The organism is Pedobacter cryophilus (assembly GCF_005116455.1).
Taxonomy (GTDB): domain Bacteria; phylum Bacteroidota; class Bacteroidia; order Sphingobacteriales; family Sphingobacteriaceae; genus Pseudopedobacter; species Pseudopedobacter cryophilum.
This window is the reverse complement of record NZ_SWBP01000001.1, coordinates 679,288-701,148: the sequence shown is the minus strand read 5'-3', so window position 1 is coordinate 701,148 and position 21,861 is coordinate 679,288. Positions and strand designations below refer to the sequence as shown.

The window sequence follows — 21,861 nt, the reverse complement described above, 5'->3', positions numbered from 1 at the left end:
GTTCTAAATTATAAGCCCATTAATTCTTTAAAATAGCCATTAATTTTTTTAAATTTTTTTGGCTGTGTGCCGATGTAATTACCAATCTGTTAATAGTAGGGCTATTAGCATTTGGGTAAGGAAAGGAGGTGAATAAAACTTTATTAGTGATCAGTTTTTCTACTAATGCTTGGTTTTTTATCACCACTACCGGGAAGTTTGGAATCCAATAAAAGTTGTCTTTTGATAATTTAGAAAACAGATAGTTTAGGTTTGCTGTTAACTTAGCCAATGCTTTATTTCTAATGGATTCACTATTCATATAAGTATGTAAACTGGCTGCGCTACATGGCGAAGCACCATTAAAAGTAGAGCTCAATTTTATTTGAGAAATCCAATGGTTTGAACCTAAAACTACACCGGCATCTAAACTTAATCCTTTGGCTAAAGAACCACATATCACCACATCAATATTTGCATTAATCTTTTTTATGGTAAGTAACCATTCGTCTTTTAAGATGCCAAAGCCATGAGAATGATCTAACAACAGCACCACATTTTTACTGGGTAAGATTTGGCTTAAAGCCGAGAAATCAAAAATTTGCGGCATCACATTATTTAATGAATTACTCACCATAAGGAAATTAGTATGATGAGAAAGGTTGATGTAATTTACTGCGGTTTGAATTTCTAAAACGGCATTGTTATGCGCATTTAATGCCGGATGAGCCTCATTAATGTAAACACAATCTCTGTTTTTGCTTAAAACTTCTACGGCAACTTGGGCGGCTAGCCAGCCGCTAGAAAAAGTAACTGCCACTTCGGTTTGGTAATCTTTTGCTAGAGCTTTTTCGGCTTCATTATAAATAGAAAGTTGAATATTGTTATTTCTGGAGGCGCCATTATTTAAACCCCAAATTTTTAATCCATTGCAAAAAATCTTTAAAATTTTTGGATGATAGTTTAAACCCAAATAAGAGGTGCCGCCAAAAAACAAATGTTTTTCTTTATCAACATTAACTTTTGGTTGGTAACCCGATTGGATAATTACCGGTTTCATTTAAGCTCGGTAGAATGATGACTTTCGCCAAAACGACCAGTTTTGACTTTAACTTTATCTCTTTTAAGGCTCAATTTAAAAAGAAAGTCATAATCATCATCTGTTAAGGTTTTTACTGGAGCTGTACCGCCCAGTAATGCTAAAATTTCTAAAACGGTATTAGAATGCCCAACAATTAAGCTGTTTTTGCCTTGCGGTAAGCTTTTTATTTTTTGAACCAACACTGCATGATTTTTAGGATTATAAGTTTCAATCTCTAAGCCTTTTTGCTTAGCAAGCGGAGCTGCTGTTTGCTTGGTTCTTAAATAATCGGTAGAGAAAATATAATCTACTTTTTCTTTTTTAAGGTATTCTGCTAAATCTTCTGCTCTTTTTTCTCCCTCGGCGTTTAAAGCGGGGTTGGCATTTTTTGGGTCAATGGTTTGTTTTTCGGCGTGGCGAACAATCCAAATTTTGCTTGCTTTTTGCGCCCTAACGTTAATACTTATTAAAATGGCGAATAAAAAGAAGATTAAGGTTTTTTTCATGGAACTAATTTAGTTAATCCTGTTTAGTTTTTGTTGATTAATTCTGTCGTAAGTTTTTAGCCCCGATAGAAATGGATACCGGCCTATGTGGCTAATGCCTGTGCAGTATGAATAAATAGCGGGACTAGCTTTAATAAATAGTAATTGCCCTGTGCTTCAAAAAAATAGCTTTAAAGGCATTATTACGCCCATTTAATTCTTTGTGAAAAATAATATCGAAATTTATTTAAAAAATTTGAGTGAGGTGCAACGTTTTAAAAACTGTGCTGTCATTTAATACAGAAGCTTAAAAATTTGGAGGCTATTTATAGAGACAAACACTTTGACTTGGTGGTAAAGTGTAAAAATGGAGACCGTAATGCACACCAAGATTTGTACAAGCTTTACGCAAAGGCTATGTATAACGTGGCTATGCGTGTATTAAACAGAAATGATGAGGCCGAAGATGTTTTGCAGGAAGCTTTTTTAGATGCGTTTTGTAAGATTAAAGATTTTAGGCAAGAAACTACTTTTGGCTTGTGGTTAAAGCAAATTGTGATTCATAGAGCCATAAATTGTTTGCGAAAGCGCAAAATTGAGTTTGCAGATATTGACGATTTAGATGTAGAATGTTTGCCAGATAATGAGCCTTACGATGATGAAGAGGTGGTTTTAAAAGCTGAGGAAGTGAGGCGAGCCATACAATTATTGCCAGAAGGTTACCGATTAGTAATTAGCCTGTATTTAATTGAAGGTTATGACCATGAGGAGATTGGGCAGATTTTAAAAATTAACGAGGGAACTTCTCGGACACAGTTTTTAAGAGCAAAAAGAAAGTTGCTTGATATTTTAAAAGAAAAAGGAGTAGAAGCATGAGCGATAGATTAGAAAAATTTATTCAGGACAATAAGAAACAATTAGATGGTTTTGAAGCGCCAGAATTGATGTGGGATAAGATTGATGCTGGCTTAAACGAGTATGAGAAAAAGGAAAGCAGAAAAGTAAAAATGAACATTTTTTACAGCTTTATGCGAGTTGCCGCTGTATTGCTATTGGTTTGTACTGCAGGTTATATTTTTGTTGCTTACCAAAACAAGGAAGCTTTAAAACTGAGTAATATTAGCCCCGAATACGCTAAAAAAGAAATTCGTTTTGCTTCTTTAATAGAAATGAAACAAGAAGAAATTAAAAGCTTTGGAAAGCTAGAACCCAACTTATATAAAGCTTTTGTAGACGAGCAAAACAAATTAGAAAAAGAATATAACGAGCTTGAAAAAGAGCTTCCAAATACCCCAAATCAAGATAGAGTAGTAAAAGCAATGATTCGGAACTTGCAGGCACAAATCTCTTTATTGAACCAACAATTAAATATTATAGAAGAAGTAAAACAATTAAAAAGCACTAAAAATGAAACGATATCTATATAAATTAGCTTGCTATACGTTTATTGTGAGTTTGTTTTTTGCAAACGCAGTAAAAGCACAAGAAGTACCACCGGTTGCACCGGTTCCACCAGCTGTAAATACAGAAGCGATGCCGCCTATTGCACCCGAAATTCCTCAACAGAAATGGGAAGAATTTGGGAAAAAATTTGAAAAAGCTTTTGATGGTTTTGATGTGAAAATGAAAGGTTTAGAATTGAGCATGGTTGACTTTGATAAAAAACTGAAAGAAAAGTTTAAAAATTTTGATCAGAATTTTAAGTTTGAAATGCCGGCATTGCCCGCCATGCCAGAAATGCCAGACTTACCAGAAGTACCAGCCTTTAATTCAAATTTTTCTTATAAAATAGGCGCACCAGAAAATGCGGCAGAGAAAATCAAAAAACTAACTAAATCCTACACCGTAGATGCAAATGATGTTTTGGCTATTGAAAACAGCTATGGTAGAATTACCGTAAATACTTGGGATAAAAACGAGATTAAGGTTGACGTTGAAGTGAAAGCGTTTGCAGAAAGTGAAGACGATGCGCAAAAATTGTTAGATGGCGTAACCATTGCTAACAGCAAAACAGGTGATCAAATTGTGTTTAAAACAACAATAGAAAAAAACAGTCGTGGTAATAGTTGGATGTCTATAAGTTGGTGGAATAACCCAGGCGAAAAACAAAAAGTAGATGTTTATTATACGGTTTATATGCCATCTAAAAATGCTTTAAATCTGAAAACAAATTACACCAACATTATTTTGCCAGATTTAAACGGACCTGTTTCTGTAAGCATGAATTATGGGGATTTAACGGCTCAAAAACTATCAGGTAACACCAATAAATTGAGTTCTAATTATGGTAAATTACAATTAATGGCCTTAAATAATGCCACAATATCTTGCAATTACGGCAGCTTTAAAGCTGATGATTTGAATAATTTAAATGCCAATTTAAACTACAGCGGAGCAACTTTAGGGAAGTTAAGCGGGAATAACACTATTAAAATGAACTATTCTGGAGGCTTTAAAATCACCGCTTTTGATAAAGATTTTAAATCGCTAAATATTAATGCGAATTACTCGGGCGTAAACCTAGATTTAATAGGCATAGATGGTTTTAATTTTGATATCAATACCAATTACGCCAGCTTTAAATACGACGGTACAAAAACAAAAATTACCAGTAAATACCCTGATGACGAAGCCAAAGGCTGGAGTTCTTCTAAACAATATAAAGGCGTTTACGGAAAAACAACTGACGCAACCATAATAGTAAAATCTAATTACGGAAGTGTAAAGTTTAACTAGAAAATTTGATATGAAATGAAGAAGGCGAATGAATAGTTCGCCTTTTTTATTTCTAATTGACATGCTTTTTCTATTTTTAGAAAAAATTCAAATTATGGAATGGCTTTCTAACCCCGAAATATGGGTTTCTCTTTTAACACTAACTGTTTTAGAAATAGTTTTAGGAATAGATAACATTGTTTTTATCTCTATTCTAGCAGGTAAATTACCTGTTCATCAGCAAAAAAAAGCAAGAACTTTAGGTTTAGCGCTAGCTATGGGAACCCGTGTTTTGTTGCTCCTTTCATTAAACTGGATTATGCAGTTAACCGCCCCTCTTTTTAACGCTGGCGATTGGATGCGCTTAACAGATAAAGAAATGCTAGAAAGATTTGCCATTTCTGGTCGAGATTTAATTTTGCTAATTGGTGGCTTGTTCCTTATCTATAAAAGCACACACGAAATTCACCAAAAGTTAGAAGGCGAAGAAGAATTAGAAACCAAAAGAAAAGCCCTGTCTTTTTCTAGCGTAATTATCCAAATATTAATTTTAGATATTGTATTCTCGCTTGATTCTGTAATTACCGCAGTAGGTATGGCCAGTGAAATATGGGTGATGATAGCCGCGGTAGTTATTGCAGTTATAGTGATGATGTTTTCTTCTAACGCCATTTCAAATTTTGTAAACAACCATCCAACGGTTAAAATGCTAGCCCTTTCTTTCCTTTTATTAATTGGCGTTTCTCTTTTGGCCGAAGCTTTTGAACAACATATACCAAAAGGGTATATTTATTTTGCAATGGCATTTTCGGTTTTAGTAGAAGCATTAAACCTAAGAGCTAAGAAGAAAAAAACGGAACCAGTTCATTTAAGAAACACGCCACACGAAGAAGAAGAAAAGTAAAATTTTTAGAAAAGGTGCTGTAGTAGGTGTTTACAAAAGATAGTCTGGCTATGCGTTCCAAATCCGCTCGCTCTTTTCCTGCGGGTTTTCCACTACTATCCAGTTTAGGTATTTAGGGCTTGCCATAAAAATTTGCCAATAACTTACTCCTGCGGAGCAAGTTATTGGGCTTTATACAATTATGGTTATACCCTTTTTTTAAAAAACGCCTGTAAAACAGCTTATTTACTTCTTAAGTACCGCTCCTTTTAAAGCATATTCTTTTGGCGGTTCTACCCCTAAAAGATGCTTTACAAAATAATCCCAACGGCGACGCATCATGTATGGGCTAAACGGACCAAAACCGTGTGCACTGTTAGGAAAAAGCACTAAATCAAAATCCTTATTGGCTTTTATTAAAGCATCAACCACTAATAAAGTGTTAGATGGCGGTACATTATCATCCATTAAACCATGTGCTAACATCAGTTTCCCTCTTAACTGATGCGCATAGTTTTGGTTGGCCTGTGCTTCGTAATCAACATTTTCTGCTAAGCCGTTATATCTTTCGCCCCAATCGTCCTCGTAATTTCTATTGTCGTGATTTCCTGATTCTGATATCCCTACTTTAAAAAAATCAGGATATTTAAACATGGCTGTTGCGGTTGCAAATCCTCCACCTGAGTGTCCCCAAATTCCAACTTTATCAATATCTATTGGATAAGTTTTAGCTAATTGTTTAATACCGGTAATTTGATCTGCCAAAGTATTGGTAGACATATCGCCATAACTCATATCATGGTAACTTTTAGACCTTAGCGGATTACTAGTTCCTTCAATTAAAACCACAATAAAGCCCAACTCGGCTAAAGCCTGATGATCTCCTCTTGATGCATTAAAAGCCCAACTGCCCACGCTTCCACCTTGCGGACCAGGGTAGATATAATCAATTACAGGATATTTTTTGCTTGGGTCTATTTTGCTTGGCGTAAAAACCAACCCATAAATATCAGTTTTGCCATCAGCAGCTAACAACTTTACTGGTGTTGGTACTTTCCAACCTGTAGCCATTAAGCGGCTCACATCAGTTTTATCTAAAGGGGTAATTAACTTCCCATTTAAATCTCTTAATTCTGAAATAGATGGAACATTTGGCTGCGAATAAGTATCTACAAAATACTTATCAGAAGGTGAAAAACTTATTTGATGATTTCCTATAGCAGGACTTAGTAAACTTAAATTTTTTCCATCAAAACCTACTTTGTACAAATACGCAAAATATGGATTCCCGTCTTCTTTACCTCCACCTATAAAGTAAAGCATTCTGGTTTTTTCATCAACTTTTATTAGCTGTCTAACTAACCAATTTCCTTTGGTAATTTGGTTTTTTACTTTTCCGGTTGTGGCATCATAAAGGTAAAGATGTCCCCAATCATCACGTTCGGAGTACCAAATAATTTCGTTGCTTTTGGCTAAATATCGCCAGTTGATGGCTCCCTGCCCAGATTCATATTGCGTAGCTACCACTTCTTCAAAAACCTCTCTCACTTTACCGGTTGCGGCATCTGCAATTCTAAATTTTTCTTGTTTGTGATCTCTTGATGTAGATAAAAAAGCCAATTGAGAAGCATCTTCGTTCCAATCTACATCATCAAAAGTACCACTACTTGATATGTCGTCACTTAAAGATGCTCGGTGTGGATCGGCAGGAATATTTAATTTGATCACCTGTTTTTGTGCCACATCAATAATCACTCGCTCAATCATCGGGATAATTTTATCGCCCGGCAAAGGATATTTCCATGATTGCAATTTTGGAGCACCCACATTGGTGGTCACCAAATACATATCACTCACATTGCGTTGGTCTTGCTTAAAGGTTGCAATTTTTTGAGAATTTGGCGACCAACGTAAAATAGCGGCATCGCTATGTGTCCAACCGGCATTATCTGTAGCGTAACCGTAATTTTTTATTCCGTCAAAAGTAAGCTGAGTTTGCTCGTTTGTTTCGGTATTTCTAACCCATAAATTATCTTCCTTGATAAAGGCAGCAAGTTTGCCATTTGGAGATAGAACCTCTGGATTAGCTCTTCTTCCTCTTGGTGTTGCATCATTTGAGCCAGAACTTTTTGGTTCTTCTGTCAATTGATTTTGCCCTAAATTATATTTCCAGTTTTTATCTTCTGTAGAGAAAGTAATCTCTTTTTCATCAGCAGAAAATTTAATGGTTTTAAAAGGTAATTGTGTTGCATCAACAGTTTTTCCGGTTGATTTAGACATTGCTGCTGCCAATTTTTGATGGTCAAAAGCAGGAATCTTGGTTTTCTTAGCTGCATTCACCAATAAAAATTCTTGCTTTGCAGCTGACGATTTTAAAAACCAAAACTTATCATTAGCTAACCAATTTGCTCTTACTGGGGCACCATCAACATATTTTTGAGTATGGTAACTCATGAAACTTTCGGCATGTTCATAATGTTTGGCCGATAACGATTCTGATTGTTGAGCGTAGGTTGATCCAATAAATGAAACAAACACAGCCGTAAACACAAAATTTTTCATGTATAATTTGAATTAGATAATCAACTAAAATAAGTGATGCGCTTTAACTTTAATTAAAGTATTAACAATAATACAAATTGCAGCGTTTTAATGTACTGTTTGCAAGAGTAAATTATCCTTAAAATTAAAAAGCCCCGATTTTCATCGTGGGCTTTTCGGTTTTGTCTCGGTGTGTGCTTTTAGTATCTATTTTAATTTAATTCCAGCTTCCCATTTTCCCGGTTCTATAATCTTGATAAGCTTGTGTAATTTCTTCGTCGCTATTCATTACAAACGGCCCTTGAGCAACCATTGGCTCATTAAAAGGTTTTCCGTAACCAAATAATATATAAGTATCTGTAGTAGTTTCTACAGTAATATCGCCATCTTCTTTTTCAAATTGCACCAATTGGTGCATTTCTGCTGCTGTTCCGTTTACATTTAAGTTTCCTTTTACCACGTAAAAAAACACCTCGTTTCCGCTTGGAATTGGAATTTCTAATTTGGCGTTGGCCGTTAAACGAATGCTTGTCATGGTTAATTCACTTAAAGAATCAATCGGTCCTTTGTGTTCTCCCCAAGTTCCAGAAATTAAATCAACAAAGCCTTTTCCATCTGCAACAGCAATGTGCGTAATTTCTTCTTTGCTTAAACCCACATAATTTGGTTTCACCATTTTATGTTTTGCAGATAAATTCATCCAAAGTTGTAAAACTTCTTCTTCGCCACCGTTTTTCTTAAATGCTTCTGACGACACTTCTGAGTGAATTAAGCCACTTCCGGCGGTCATCCATTGTACACCACCTTCAGTAATTACACTTTCTCCACCGCTAGAATCTTGGTGAGCAATGTCTCCTTTAATCACATAAGTTAAGGTTTCAAAACCTCTATGCGGATGCGGACCAAAAGGTAAACCTCTGTTATTTGGACCATAAACCTGTGGTCCATGATGATTCAAAAATAAAAAAGGATCTAAATAATCAATACTTCTGGTGGGTATAGCCCTATAAGTAATCAAATCATCTATTGGAGCGTAAACTGCCGAATGAATAGTTTTGATGGCTTTTTTCATGAATCATAATTTATATGTTGCAACAAATATCAGGATATATTTTAATGAAATAAACACATTGCGATGCGGAAAGCTAAATTATGATAGAAAAATAACAAAGAAACCAGCTATTCATCATTTACTTTTTAAAAAGTGGCGTCCTCAATAGCTACATATTCAATTTCTGCATCTGGTGCGTTTTTTTTAACTGATGCTATACCATTGTCTCTAGAACTCATGCTTTCATACATCTGACTAGTTGCAATAATTTGTCCGTTACTGGCTTTTAAGTTGAAATAAAACTTTCCATTACCCGCCTCTTTACACTCAAATTTTTGGTCGTCTTTAACGTTTTTCTTAACAGAATCTATTCCGTTTAAACAATTGGTTTTTGAAGCATAACCTTCACTGCTTAAAATAACCTGTCCATTACTGGCTTTTAAGTTAAACTGAAATTCTCCGTTTTTCCTTATTAAAATTAAAAATGTTCCCATGTTATTAGATTTTTTAGATAAATAGAAATGCCATTATAAATGCCATTATAAATGCTTTATAATATGCAGCTATTAAGGTAAAAAGAACATTCTGTAAATGATATGATTTGTATCAATCGCGTACCTGTTTTTGCAAATTTTGCACTTAATAATGGGGCCTTAAAACAGCTAAGAGGGTTTAAACAGGTAGTAATTGGTAACAATCTTGTAGCGCTACCCATCTATTTCTAATGCTCTAGTACAAAAGCATTAAAATTTTTAACTTGCATTTTACAATAAACTAAACGTATGCGTAAACTTTACTTATTCCTAAGCTTTTGCCTGATTATAAACTTTGTAAACGGCCAAACGCCATTGTCTTATTACCTTCCTCAAGGTGTTTCTTACAATCCAAAAATTCCAACACCACAATCTATTTTGGGTTTTAACGTGGGCGACCAGCATGTGAGTCATGACCAAGTGGTAATGTATATGACCGCTTTAGATCAAGCATCAGACCGTATCACCATTACCGAATACGGCAAAACTTATGAGAACAGAAGGATGATTTTATTGACGATAACGAGTCCAGAGAATCAACAAAATATTGAACAAATTAGAATCCAACATGTAGCTTTGTCTGATCCATCAAAATCAGCAAATATCAATGTTGATAACATGCCTATCGTGGTTTGGCAAGGTTTTTCTGTTCATGGTAACGAGCCTAGTGGGGTAAATGCATCCATCGCGGTAGCTTATTATTTGGCTGCTGCCGAAGGTAGTGAGGTAGACCAAATGCTAAAAAATACGGTGATTTTATTTGACCCGGCTATTAATCCTGATGGGATTCAGCGTTTTGCTAGTTGGGTAAATGCCAACAAAAGCACTACTTTAGTCACCGACCCAAACTCCAGAGAATTTGCCGAACCTTGGCCAAACTCAAGAACCAACCACTATTGGTTTGATTTAAACCGCGATTGGTTGCCTTTACAACACAATGAATCTAAAGGTAGATTGGCTCAATTTCATAACTGGAAGCCTAATATTTTAACAGATCACCATGAGCAAGGTACCAACGCCACTTTCTTTTTTCAGCCTGGTGTACCTTCAAGAACCAATCCGCTTACCCCAAAAATCAATCAGGAGTTAACTGCTAAAATTGGAACTTACCATGCTGCAGAATTAGATAAAATTGGCTCTTTATATTTCACCAAAGAAAACTATGATGATTTCTATTATGGTAAAGGAAGTACTTACCCAGATGTAAATGGAGCCGTTGGAATTCTATTTGAGCAAGCCAGTTCAAGAGGACATGCGCAAGAAAGTGATAACGGAATTTTAAGATTTCCTTTTACTGTAAAAAACCAAGTGGTTACCGCTTTTTCTACTTTAAAAGCAGCACAAGGCATGCGAGTGGAGATGCTGAAATTCCAAAAAGACTTTTATAAAGGCGCTTTAGAGGTAGCTAAAACTGATGCGATAAAAGGGTATGTTTTTGGCTCGGCAGATAATAAAGCGGTGAGCTATCATTTATTAGATATTTTAAAAAGACATCAGATAAAGGTTTTTCAATTAGCCAAAAACACCAGTGTTGCAGGAAAGAATTTTGAGCAGGAAGCAGCTTATGTGGTTCCGGCAGATCAAACGCAATACACCACTATTAAAGCAATTTTTGCTAAGCAAACCAAATTTCAAGACAGTTTATTTTATGATATTTCTGCCTGGACTTTCCCATTAGCTTTTAATATTAAATATGCAGAAGTAGCTTCTACAGCAGGTTTAATTGGAGATGAAATTCCAGAAGCAAAATTCCCTGAAGGTAAAATAATGGGTGCTGCAAGTAATTATGCCTATATTTTTGAATGGACCGAATTTTACGCACCAAAATTATTGAACGAGTTATTAAAGAAAGGTTTATTAGCAAAAGTGGCTTCTAAATCATTCAGCATGATGATTGATGGAAAACCCAAGACTTTTGAAAGTGGCACCATGATGGTTCAATCCAGTAACCAATCATTAAGCGCAAATGAGATCTATACTTTAATATCGGCTTTGGCCAAATCAACCGGAATTACAGTTTACCCTGTAGGCACTGGAATTACCGAAGGAATTAACTTAGGAAGTAGCAATTTTAGAGTGGTACAACAACCTAAAACTTTATTAGTTACAGGTGCCGGCGTAAATGCAAATGATGCTGGTGAAGCTTGGCATTTATTAGATCAACGTTTTGATATGCCTCCAGTTTTGGTAGAACAAACTGATATTAACAGAATAAGTTTAGAGAAATACAATGTGATGATTATGGCTGACGGCAGATATGCAGGTATTAGTCAGGCTGGAATTGATGAAGTTAAAAGATTTGTAAGAGCCGGCGGAACTTTAATTGCCATGGGCGATGCTAACCGTTGGGTATCTGCAAACGGAATAGCTGATATCAAATACAAAGTGATCAAAAACAATGATTCTATTGCTTTTAGAAATTACGATACCCAACAAGAAGTTGCCAGAGCGCAATACATTCCGGGTGCTATTTTTAATAGCCGAGTAGATAAAACTCATCCTATTGCTTACGGAATTACCACCTCAGAAATTCCATTATTTAGAGAAGGTACCGGAATGTTTGAAAAACCAAAAAATCCGTTTATTACGCCTTTAACTTATACTGCAAAACCACTTTTAGCAGGTTATATTTCTCCTGCTAACGAGAAAATTTTAAAAGGATCTGCGGCAGTAATTACCAACGGTTTTGGCAGAGGAAGAGTAATTTCTTTTTCTGATAATCCCAACTTCAGAGCTTTTTGGTTTGGAACCAGTAAATTATTTATGAACGCTATTTTCTTCGGTCAAACCATTGGTGGCGGCGGAGGTGGTGGAGAAGATTAGTTTTTTGAAGTCCGCAGACGGTGGTCGGTTTCCGCTGTCTGTGTGCTTTTAAGTCCGCAGACCGACGTCGGCAGTCCGCTGTAATGACTTAAAAAAATAAAATTCAATTTATAACGAAATTATCTGCGGACAGCGGTCTGTGGAATTTCAACTCACAACAACATGAAAAAAATTGTACTTATTGCTTTATTACTAAGCGGCATTGCAAACGTAAATGCCCAGGAATTAGGGAAATTAACCGTTGACAAAATTATGCGAGACCCCATTTGGATGGGTGTATCTCCATCAAATATTCAATGGAGTGAGGACAGTAAAACCGTTTATTTTCAATGGAATCCAACCGGAGCCAGTAAAGATTCTTGGTATTTTATTACCACCAAAAACCTACAACCTCAAAAATTAAGTAAAGAAGCAGAAATAGCTTTGCCATCTTTTAGAGGGACATTAAATAAAGCCAGAACAAAAAAGCTTTATGAAAAAAACGGTGATTTATTTATTTTAGATATCAAAACAGGAACATCTAAACAAATTACCAACACTTTAGACAGAGAAGCTGGTGCTGATTTTACTGCCAATGAAACAGCTGTAGTTTATCAAAGAGGAGAAAATTTATACCAACAATCTTTAGTAGATGGCGAATTAATTCAGCTTACTAATTTTGTAAGAACCAGAAAAAGACCTGATGCTAAATTAAATTCACAAGAAACTTGGTTAAAGGAACAGCAATTAGATCTTTTTGATATTGTTAAAAAAGAAGATCAAATCGCTAAAGAAAATAAAATTGAAGCCAAATTTAGAGAGGTTAAAAGACCAAAAGAAATTAGTGTAGATGATAAAGCGATTTCTGGCATTCAATTAAGTCCTGATGGTAAATACATCACTTATCGTTTATTAAAAAGAGCGGAGGCCAAAAACACTGTCATTCCTGATTTTATTGATGCATCTGGTTTTACAACCGATATTGCAGGCAGAACAAAAGTTGGCGCACCGCTTTCAACAACAGAAACTTTTATTTATCAAATAGATAAAGACAGCACCATCAGCATTAAAACTAATGATATATTAGGTATTAAAGATTTGCCAGATTATGTGAAAGATTATCCAAAGCAACTGGCAGAAAGACAAAAGAAAAACGAAGACCGTACCGTAAGTGTGGGTATCCCTATTTGGAATAAAAGCGGAACCAAAGCTTTTGTAACCGTAAGCGCTCAAGACAATAAAGACCGTTGGTTAATGGAGTTAAATCCACAAACTGGAGCATTAACTTTATTAGACCGCCAAAGAGATGAAGCTTGGATTGGTGGCCCCGGCATTGGTGGTGGTTTTGGTGGAGGAAGTTTAGGATGGATTGATGATGAAACCTTGTATTTCCAAAGCGAAGCCTCGGGATATTCTCATCTCTACACTTTAAACATCATTACCAAACAAAAAAAGCAAATTACATCTGGCAATTGGGAAGTACAAAGTTTACAGCTTTCTAATGATGCAAAAAGCTTTTATTACACAGCAAATACCGAGCATCCGGGGATTACCCATTTCTATAAAATCAGCGTAAGCGGAGGAACAGCCACAAAAATTACTTCGATGAAAGGTGGTAACGAAGCATCTTTATCTCCTGATGAAAAATTTATTGCATTACGTTATAGCTACTCTAATAAACCTTGGGAATTGTATTTCCAAAGTAATTCGGCAGGGGCAAAAACTACTCAAATTACCAAATCGACTTCAAAAGAATTTGATTCTTACGCTTGGAGAGAGCCCGAAATGGTCACTTTTACGAATAAAACAGGAACTACAGTTTATGCTCGTTTATATCAAGCTAAAAATGCTGATGCTGCAAAACCAGCCGTAATTTTTGTACACGGAGCGGGTTATTTACAAAACGTACATTACCGTTGGAGCACTTATTTTAGAGAGTACATGTTCCATAATTTATTGGCAGATAATGGCTACACCGTTTTAGATATTGATTATACCGGAAGTTCTGGCTATGGCCGAGATTTTAGAACAGGCATTTATCGCCACATGGGCGGAAAAGATTTAAGCGACCAAGTAGATGGCGCTAAAATGTTAGTAGATAAATACGGCGTTAATCCTAAGCATATTGGTTTATACGGCGGTTCTTATGGCGGTTTTATCACTTTAATGGCTTTATTTAATGAGCCTGAGGTATTTGCTGCTGGTGCCGCTTTACGTTCCGTAACAGATTGGGCACATTATAATCACGGTTATACAGCTAATATTTTAAATGAGCCTTTTAACGATCCAAAATCTTACGAGTTAAGCTCTCCCATCAATTTTGCAACCGGCTTAAAAGGTAAATTATTAATGGCTCACGGAATGGTGGATGTAAATGTGCATTTCCAAGATATTGTTCGTCTTTCTCAAAAACTCATCGAGTTAAAAAAGGAAAATTGGGAATTGGCCGTTTACCCAGTAGAAGACCACGGTTTTGAAGAACCGACAAGTTGGAGAGACGAATATTCAAGAATTTATAAACTTTTTGAAGAGAGTTTGAAGAAGTAAAAAGCTAAAATTGAATCCAATAAAAATCAGTCAAACTTAATATAGATATGAATAAATTTTACACCCTGCTATTTTCTTGTTTAATAGGAAGCCAATTCGCCTCCGCACAAGATTATAGCAATTACTCAACACTCACATCAAGAGCGCAACAGCTAGAGAAAAAGTACCCTTCGCTGGTAAAAGTGAAATCATTAACCAAAACTTTAGGCGGTAAAGATATTTGGATGCTTTCTATTGGCACTGGAAATTTAACCGAAAAACCAGCTGTTGCAGTAGTTGGAGGAGTAGAAGGTAGTCATCTTTTAGGTGTTGAACTAGCCATCGGCTTTGCCGAAAAATTATTAGCTCAATCAGCAACAGACAGCGTTAAAAACTTGCTCAATCAACAAACTTATTATGTTTTTCCAAACCTAAGTCCGGATGCTACCGAGCAATATTTTGCTAAGCTAAAATACGCTAGAAGCGGAAATGCGAAATCAACTGATGACGACCGTGATGGTGTTTTTAATGAAGATGGCTTTGAAGATTTAAATGGAGATGGAAAAATTACCATGATGCGTATAGAACATCCAACAGGAGAATGGATTGCCTCGCCGGATGATGAAAGAATAATGATAAAAGCTGAACTCACTAAAGGACAAAAAGGTAAATATTTGTTGCTTAGCGAAGGAACAGACAATGATAAAGACGGTGTTTTTAATGAAGATGGAGAAGGTGGCGTGGCTTTCAATAAAAACATGAGCTATAATTATCCAAACTTTGTGGCAGGTTCTGGCGAACACATGGTTTCAGAATTAGAAAACAGAGCATTATTAGATTTTCTTTTTGAAGCCTATAATGTATATGCAGTTTTAACTTTTGGTCCTCAAAATAATTTATCTAACCCGGTAAGTTTTAACAAAGCCGGCACCAGTAAAAGAATTATTTCTAGTTGGTATGAGGAAGATGTGAAAGTGAACGATTTAGTTTCTAAAACCTATAACAAAATAGTGAAAGCTAAAAACGCACCTGTTTCAAAAGCTACAGAAGGTAATTTTGCAGATTGGGCTTATTTCCATTATGGCAGATTTAGCTTTAGTACACCCGGTTGGTGGTTGCCAGAAACCAAACCTGATACGGCAAAAAAGCAAAAAGCATTTGCTGAAAAAAATGACGAAACTGCTTATTTAAGATGGGCCGAAAAAGAAAATATAAGTGGCACTTTTTCTACTTGGGCGGCAGTAAAACATCCAGACTTTCCGGATGCTAAAGTAGAAGTTGGTGGTTTAGATCCTTTTGTTTTATTGAATCCTCCTTACAAAATGGTAGATAATTTAGTAACTGAGCATACCAATTTTGTGATGGCTCTTTCTAAAATGGTGCCTACGGTGGCGCCAATGAATGTGAAAACAGAAAAATTAGAAGGTGGCTTAACCAGAATTAGTTTAGATGTGGTAAATAATGGTGCTTTTGCTACTCAAACCAAAGTAGGAGAAAAAAGCAATTGGGTTAAAAATATTCATGTAAAATTAGAAACAAGCGGAAAAGTGTTATCGGGCAGAGCAAACCAAACCATTGGCGCTATTGCTGGCTATGGTAAGGAATCTTTGAGTTGGCTCATCAGCGGAAGCGGAAAAGTAACCATTACGATAGCCAGCCCTTCAAATGGTCAAAAAACTGTTTCTATTAACCTTTAATCTGTACGTTATGCACATCAACATAAAAAAATCTATATTCAGTTTATTAATCTCGGGAAGTATTTTAAGCTCAATTGCTCAAGAATCTTCTCAAATGTTTCAGGCAGTTGGCAGCCCAGTTAATCCAAAAGTTGCTGTTAGCTGGAACAAATATTATGATTACGAAGGCCATGTTACCATTGCTCGTAAATTAGAAAAAGCTTATCCTGATTTGGTAAAAGTACAGGTGATCGGTAAAACGGCTCAAGGTCGAGATTTAATTTTATTGGCAATTACAGATTATAAAACCGGCAGTTCTCCTGATAAAAAACCCGGAATGTACATTGATGGAAATATCCATTCTAATGAAATTCAAGGGTCGGAATTTGCCTCTTATACCGCTTGGTATTTAGCAGAATCTTTTGCTAACAATACTTTTATTAAAGAATTATTGCATGATAAAATTTTCTACATCGTTCCGTCTATCAATCCTGATGGAAGAGATAATTTTTTACAGCAGCCTAATAATGCAAACTCGCCTAGATCAGGAATGATTGCCGTTGATAACGATAGAGATGGCGCTACAAATGAAGATGGTTTTGATGATTTAGATAAAAACGGACACATTACCATGATGCGTAGAAAAAACGTGAATGGCAGAATGAAACTAGACCCAACAGATCCACGAAGAATGATTCAGGTTGGAGCTGATGAAGATGGCGAATACGAAATGTTAGGTTATGAAGGGATTGATAATGATTTAGACGGACAAGTGAATGAAGATGGCGAGGGTTTTTACGACCCAAACAGAGATTGGGCTTGGAATTGGCAACCCAATTATATCCAAAGCGGCGCTTATAAATATCCATTTTCTATTCCCGAAAACAGAGCTGTTGCAGATTTTGTATTAAAACACCCAAACATAGCCGCAGCACAATCTTACCACAACAATGGCGGGATGATTTTACGTGGCCCAGGTGCGGCAGAAGATGAAGGAACTTATAACCGTGAAGATGTTAGGGTTTATGATGCTTTAGGTAAAAAAGGAGAAGAATTGATTCCTGGATATAGATATTTAGTAGTTTATAAAGATTTATATTCTGTTTTTGGTGGCGAGTTGGATTGGTTTTACGGAAGTAGAGGAATTTATACTTTCTCTAACGAGTTGTGGAACAGTTTCCAATATTTTAGCAAAGCTGATACAGACCCACAATCCACATCGTACAATTTTGATAAATATCTATTGTTTAAGGATGCTTTTGTAGATTGGAAACCATTTAAACACCCACAATTTGGTGATATTGAAATTGGCGGGTTTAAAAAGACTTTTGGCAGAACACACCCTGGTTTTTTATTAGAATCTGATGCGCATAGAAATATGGCTTTCACTTTTTACCATGCTTACCATACCCCAAAACTATCAGTAGATGATATAGAGGTGAAAGATTTGGGCAACGGATTAAAAGAAGTAACGGCAACTATTGCCAATAAAAGAATGATGCCTACACATGCTTCTCAAGATTTAAAATACAATATTGAAGTGCCTGATTTGGTCTCTTTAACCGGTGGAAAAGTTTTAGCTGGCATGATTGTCCAGAATAAAGACTTGAATATTGCTACCGAACAAAAAGTAAATCCAACGGTAATTAAAGTGAATAATATTGGAGGTCAGAATATGGTGGTAGTAAGGTGGATTGTACAAGGCGGCACTAAATACACTGTTAAAGTAGATAGTAAAAAAGGTGGCATTGCTGAGTTAACCAAATAATACACTTTATTAAACCTTAAACCCGATACATTATAGCTTAGATAGTGTATCGGGTTTAACTTTTATTTGCCTATTTTTTAAAATATTTTTCCACATTTTTCCACAAAAAAACTCTGAATTTGCAATAAACAGGATTTTTAATCTTAACAGTTTAATTATTTTTTTTTGAGTTATTTTTAAAAGCAGATAGCAAAAAGATCAGGTTAAACAATTTGCTTTTAATCTTTTAAATAACCTATATTAGACCTAAGGTTAATCAAAAAGTCTTAGCGTTTTTAAACCAAACTTTAAGCGAAACAAATTTTAATTGTTAATAACAAATCCGCTTCGAAAACAAAGCGGATTTGTTGTTTATAGCCTAGCCAAACAGTAAATTAAAAACTTCCTCAATTTTAGAAACTGTTTTTATTTCTATTTCATATTTTGATAAATCGAGACCTTTTTTATTGTATTTAGAGATAAAAATCTGTTCGAATCCTAATTTTTGTGCTTCGGCAATACGCTGTTCTATTCTGGTTACTGCTCTAATTTCTCCAGATAAACCCACCTCAGCAGCAAAACAAGTTTTGTAAGAAACCGGCATATCCTCATGTGAGGAAATAATAGCGGCTATCAACCCTAAATCTATACTAGGGTCTTCTACCCTAATGCCGCCTGCAATGTTTAAAAAAACATCTTTAGCGCCTAATTTAAAGCCGCACCGTTTTTCTAAAACGGCCAATAACATATTCATTCTTTTGGTATCAAATCCCGTTGCAGATCGTTGTGGTGTGCCATAAGGCGAAGTACTTACCAAAGCCTGGGTTTCTATCAACATTGGCCTCATTCCTTCCATAGTAGCAGAAATAGTGACGCCGCTTAAAGGCTCATCTCTCTGCGAAAGCAAAATTTCTGAAGGATTAGAAACTTCTCTTAAACCAGCACCAGACATCTCGTAAATCCCCAATTCAGAAGCTGCACCAAATCTATTTTTAATGGCTCGTAAAATTCTGTAAACATGATGCCTGTCGCCCTCAAATTGCAAAACCGTATCAACCATGTGCTCCAATATTTTTGGTCCGGCAATCATCCCATCTTTGGTAATATGCCCAATTAAAAAAACAGGAGTATTGGTTTCCTTTGCAAAGCGAAGCAATTCTGCAGTACATTCTCTAACCTGCGAAACACTTCCCGGTGTAGATTCTATATGTGCCGAGTGTAAAGTTTGAATAGAATCTATGATCACCAAGCTGGGTTCTAGAATTTCTATTTGCTTAAAAATATTTTGAGTAGAGGTCTCTGTCAGGATATAACAATCTGAAACCGGGTGAGGTAAAATACGTTCGGCTCTTAGTTTAATTTGCTGCTCGCTTTCTTCACCAGAAACATATAATATTTTAAGTTTTGGAATAGTAAGCGCTACTTGAAGCATCAAAGTCGACTTTCCAATTCCGGGTTCGCCACCTATTAAAACCAATGAACCACCTACAATACCGCCTCCTAAAACTCGGTTTAGTTCTTTATCAGGCGTAATTAATCTATGGTCCTCTGTATAAACAATTTCTTGAACCTTTGCTGGCTTATTTACCCTAGAAAGTGTATTTGAACTGGTTTTCCAATCAGGCGAATTTCCAGCTCCTTTCTCTACAACTTCCTCTACAAAAGTATTCCATTGTTGACAAGAAGGGCATTTACCCAACCATTTTGCAGATTCATACCCACAACTCTGACAGAAATATGACGTTTTAGTTTTAGCCAATTTGATTTTTGATTTTAGATATACGAAGTACGATTTTTAATTGCGGGTATGCAAAAGGAAATTAGCATTTGTGAACAATTCATCTCATTTAAATTTTACATTTATAATCAAATACCAAAATCATCCTATTTGATACCATAATTTAAAGAATAAAATAATGAAAACTCTATGTTGCTTCATTACTGTAATCATGTTTTGGTCTTGTAATAAACCAGAGGAAATTAACTGTGAAAATTTAATCTGTACACAAGAATTTCGAATAGTAAACGTAAAATTTATTGATGCTTTGGGCAATGCAATAGAAGTAAAAGATTTTAAATCCCTTAATTTAAGAACCAATAAAGATTTAACGTCTTCAAATTATGTTGATCCTATAAATGCAAAAGGATATTATACGGTAGTTACAGATGCAAACACCAAAGACCTTTCTTCAAAAGGTGATTATATTAGAGTTTCAGCAAAACATCCCGTTAATGGCACAATTAAAGAAGTAGATTTTGTAGTAAGTGGCGGAGAATGCGCCTGCCATATTTCTAAAATATCTGGTCCAGAAGAAATCGTTTTTAAATAATTTACAGGCTTAAACGCTAAGAATCCATTAAAAAACTCCCATCAGCCGAAATTTTATTTTCCATCTACAAATCCCTATCTTGTAAATCCTTAACTAAACTCATTTCATTAAAATGAAAAAAATACTACTCCTTTCCTTTTTAGGAATATCAGCTTCTGCTTTTGCACAAACCGAAGCTTTAAAACTAAAAGTATCTGCAAAAGCCGATGCTTTAGAACAAAAAGTAATCTCTTGGCGAAGAGATTTTCATGAACACCCTGAATTAGGAAATCAAGAAAAAAGAACCGCAGAAATTGTAGCCAAACACCTTCAATCTTTAGGGATGGAAGTTAAAACCGGAGTAGCAAAAACCGGAGTGGTAGCCATTTTAAAAGGCGGAAAACCTGGTCCGGTGGTAGCATTAAGGGCAGATATTGATGGTTTACCAGTAGTGGAACGCGTAAACTTACCTTTTACATCTAAAGTAAAAGCACAGTTTAACGGACAAGAAGTTGGGGTAATGCATGCTTGCGGACATGATACCCACACCGCCATTTTAATGGGCGTTGCCGAATTGTTAGCCTCCATGAAAAATGACTTAAAAGGAACAGTAAAATTCATTTTTCAACCGGCAGAAGAAGGCCCGCCATTTGGCGAAGAAGGTGGTGCCGAATTAATGATTAAAGAAGGCGTAATGGAAAACCCAAAAGTAGATGCCGTTTTTGGTTTACACATCAATTCTCAAACCGAAGTTGGCAAAATCACTTATCGCCCGGGCGGAACAATGGCGGCCGTAAATGATATGAAAATTACCGTAAAAGGTGTGCAAGCTCATGGCGCTTATCCTTGGTCTTCAGTAGATCCCATAGTGGTTTCGGCACAAATTATTAACGCTTTACAAACCATTGTGAGCAGAAATTTAAACGTGACAGAAAATGCTGGCGTAGTGACCATTGGCTCCATTCATGGCGGTGTGCGCTCTAACATTATTCCCGAACAAGTAGAAATGATGGGTACCGTTCGTAACCTCAGTAAAGAAGATGAGCAAATGTTTATTGAGCGTATTAAAACCATAGTCACCAAAACTGCCGAAGCAGCCGGCGCAACTGCCGAAGTAAAAATCCCTTTTAGCGTTCACTACCCGGTAACTTATAACGACCCCGCTTTAACCGTCAGAATGTTGCCTACCCTACAAGCTGTTGCAGGTGCAGAAAACATCTTGTTAAGACCAGCCGTTACCGGAGCAGAAGATTTCTCTTTTTATCAAGAAAAAGCACCCGGTTTATTTATCTTTTTAGGCGGAATGCCAAAAGGTCAAGATCCGTTAAAAGCACCATCACACCACACCCCCGATTTTTTTATTGACGAAAGCGGTTTTACCTTAGGTGTAAAAGCCTTAGCAGATTTAGCCATTGATTATTTAAACAAAGGGAAATAATTTTTTTTGAAAAGCAGGGCTATTCGTTCTTCGGTTCCGATAGTCCTGCTATTTGCTCATACTGCACCCCCATTTCACAAGCCCACGCCACAGCC

The 21,861-nt window shown here is 36.0% G+C and carries 16 protein-coding genes; 10 read left to right on the top strand and 6 right to left on the bottom strand.

Annotated elements, in window-relative coordinates:
* Nucleotides 1-19 precede the first annotated feature (19 nt).
* Together FA046_RS02880 and FA046_RS02875 are read right to left on the bottom strand one after the other, a co-directional pair.
* Nucleotides 20-1,039, bottom strand: a complete 1,020-nt coding sequence (locus FA046_RS02880; RefSeq protein WP_136824851.1) for an aminotransferase class I/II-fold pyridoxal phosphate-dependent enzyme — start codon at nucleotides 1,037-1,039, stop codon at nucleotides 20-22.
* Nucleotides 1,036-1,566 carry a SixA phosphatase family protein gene (locus FA046_RS02875; protein ID WP_136824850.1) on the bottom strand — a complete coding sequence of 177 codons (531 nt, stop codon included), beginning with the start codon at nucleotides 1,564-1,566 and terminating at the stop codon, nucleotides 1,036-1,038. Before FA046_RS02875 ends, FA046_RS02880 begins: the two co-directional genes overlap by 4 nt.
* Nucleotides 1,567-1,860: 294 nt before the next feature.
* Between FA046_RS02875 and FA046_RS02870 the strand changes: the two genes are divergently transcribed.
* The 4 genes from FA046_RS02870 to FA046_RS02855 all read left to right on the top strand — a co-directional run bounded on the left by FA046_RS02870 (nucleotide 1,861) and on the right by FA046_RS02855 (nucleotide 5,164).
* Nucleotides 1,861-2,421: an RNA polymerase sigma factor gene (locus tag FA046_RS02870; RefSeq protein ID WP_136824849.1), complete on the top strand. Its 561-nt coding sequence runs from the start codon at nucleotides 1,861-1,863 to the stop codon at nucleotides 2,419-2,421.
* A complete protein-coding gene (locus tag FA046_RS02865) occupies nucleotides 2,418-2,972 on the top strand; it encodes a hypothetical protein (RefSeq protein ID WP_136824848.1) in 555 nt (184 codons plus the stop codon). Before FA046_RS02870 ends, FA046_RS02865 begins: the two co-directional genes overlap by 4 nt.
* Nucleotides 2,953-4,281, top strand: a complete 1,329-nt coding sequence (locus tag FA046_RS02860; RefSeq protein ID WP_136824847.1) for a DUF4097 domain-containing protein — start codon at nucleotides 2,953-2,955, stop codon at nucleotides 4,279-4,281. The genes FA046_RS02865 and FA046_RS02860 overlap by 20 nt, the downstream gene beginning before the upstream one ends.
* 61 nt (nucleotides 4,282-4,342) lie before the next feature.
* Complete coding sequence (locus tag FA046_RS02855; protein WP_317130535.1) at nucleotides 4,343-5,164, top strand: TerC family protein; 822 nt, start codon at nucleotides 4,343-4,345, stop codon at nucleotides 5,162-5,164.
* A gap of 225 nt (nucleotides 5,165-5,389) precedes the next feature.
* Here the strand turns inward: FA046_RS02855 and FA046_RS02850 are convergent, their stop codons facing one another.
* From FA046_RS02850 to FA046_RS02840, 3 genes are all read right to left on the bottom strand, one after another.
* On the bottom strand, nucleotides 5,390-7,705 hold the full coding sequence (locus FA046_RS02850) for a S9 family peptidase (RefSeq protein ID WP_136824846.1): 2,316 nt from the start codon (nucleotides 7,703-7,705) through the stop codon (nucleotides 5,390-5,392).
* Nucleotides 7,706-7,901: 196 nt separating this feature from the next.
* Nucleotides 7,902-8,756: a pirin family protein gene (locus FA046_RS02845; protein ID WP_136824845.1), complete on the bottom strand. Its 855-nt coding sequence runs from the start codon at nucleotides 8,754-8,756 to the stop codon at nucleotides 7,902-7,904.
* A 125-nt stretch (nucleotides 8,757-8,881) separates the two neighbouring features.
* Entirely contained in the window at nucleotides 8,882-9,229 is a 348-nt protein-coding gene (locus FA046_RS02840) for a YegP family protein (protein WP_136824844.1), read from the bottom strand.
* Nucleotides 9,230-9,517: 288 nt separating this feature from the next.
* Here FA046_RS02840 and FA046_RS02835 point away from each other — a divergent pair, with 288 nt between their 5' ends.
* The 4 genes from FA046_RS02835 to FA046_RS02820 all read left to right on the top strand — a co-directional run bounded on the left by FA046_RS02835 (nucleotide 9,518) and on the right by FA046_RS02820 (nucleotide 18,040).
* Entirely contained in the window at nucleotides 9,518-12,091 is a 2,574-nt protein-coding gene (locus tag FA046_RS02835; RefSeq protein WP_136824843.1) for a M14 metallopeptidase family protein, read from the top strand.
* Between the two features lie 162 nt (nucleotides 12,092-12,253).
* A complete protein-coding gene (locus FA046_RS02830; RefSeq protein ID WP_136824842.1) occupies nucleotides 12,254-14,617 on the top strand; it encodes a S9 family peptidase in 2,364 nt (787 codons plus the stop codon).
* A 47-nt stretch (nucleotides 14,618-14,664) separates the two neighbouring features.
* Nucleotides 14,665-16,293 (top strand): M14 family metallopeptidase, encoded by a 1,629-nt coding sequence (locus FA046_RS02825; RefSeq protein WP_136824841.1) that lies wholly within the window; start codon nucleotides 14,665-14,667, stop codon nucleotides 16,291-16,293.
* A gap of 10 nt (nucleotides 16,294-16,303) precedes the next feature.
* A complete protein-coding gene (locus tag FA046_RS02820; RefSeq protein ID WP_136824840.1) occupies nucleotides 16,304-18,040 on the top strand; it encodes a M14 family metallopeptidase in 1,737 nt (578 codons plus the stop codon).
* A 358-nt stretch (nucleotides 18,041-18,398) separates the two neighbouring features.
* On the opposite strand, the gene radA is transcribed toward FA046_RS02820, so the two are convergent.
* Nucleotides 18,399-19,778, bottom strand: coding sequence for a DNA repair protein RadA (gene radA / locus FA046_RS02815; RefSeq protein WP_136824839.1), 1,380 nt, complete (start codon nucleotides 19,776-19,778; stop codon nucleotides 18,399-18,401).
* A 157-nt stretch (nucleotides 19,779-19,935) separates the two neighbouring features.
* On the opposite strand from radA, the gene FA046_RS02810 reads away from it, so the two are divergent.
* The gene (locus FA046_RS02810) at nucleotides 19,936-20,349 is read left to right on the top strand and encodes a hypothetical protein (RefSeq protein ID WP_136824838.1); all 414 of its coding nucleotides are present in this window, start codon (nucleotides 19,936-19,938) and stop codon (nucleotides 20,347-20,349) included.
* 112 nt (nucleotides 20,350-20,461) lie between these two features.
* Complete coding sequence (locus FA046_RS02805; protein WP_136824837.1) at nucleotides 20,462-21,766, top strand: amidohydrolase; 1,305 nt, start codon at nucleotides 20,462-20,464, stop codon at nucleotides 21,764-21,766.
* The last annotated feature ends 95 nt before the right edge of the window (nucleotides 21,767-21,861 follow it).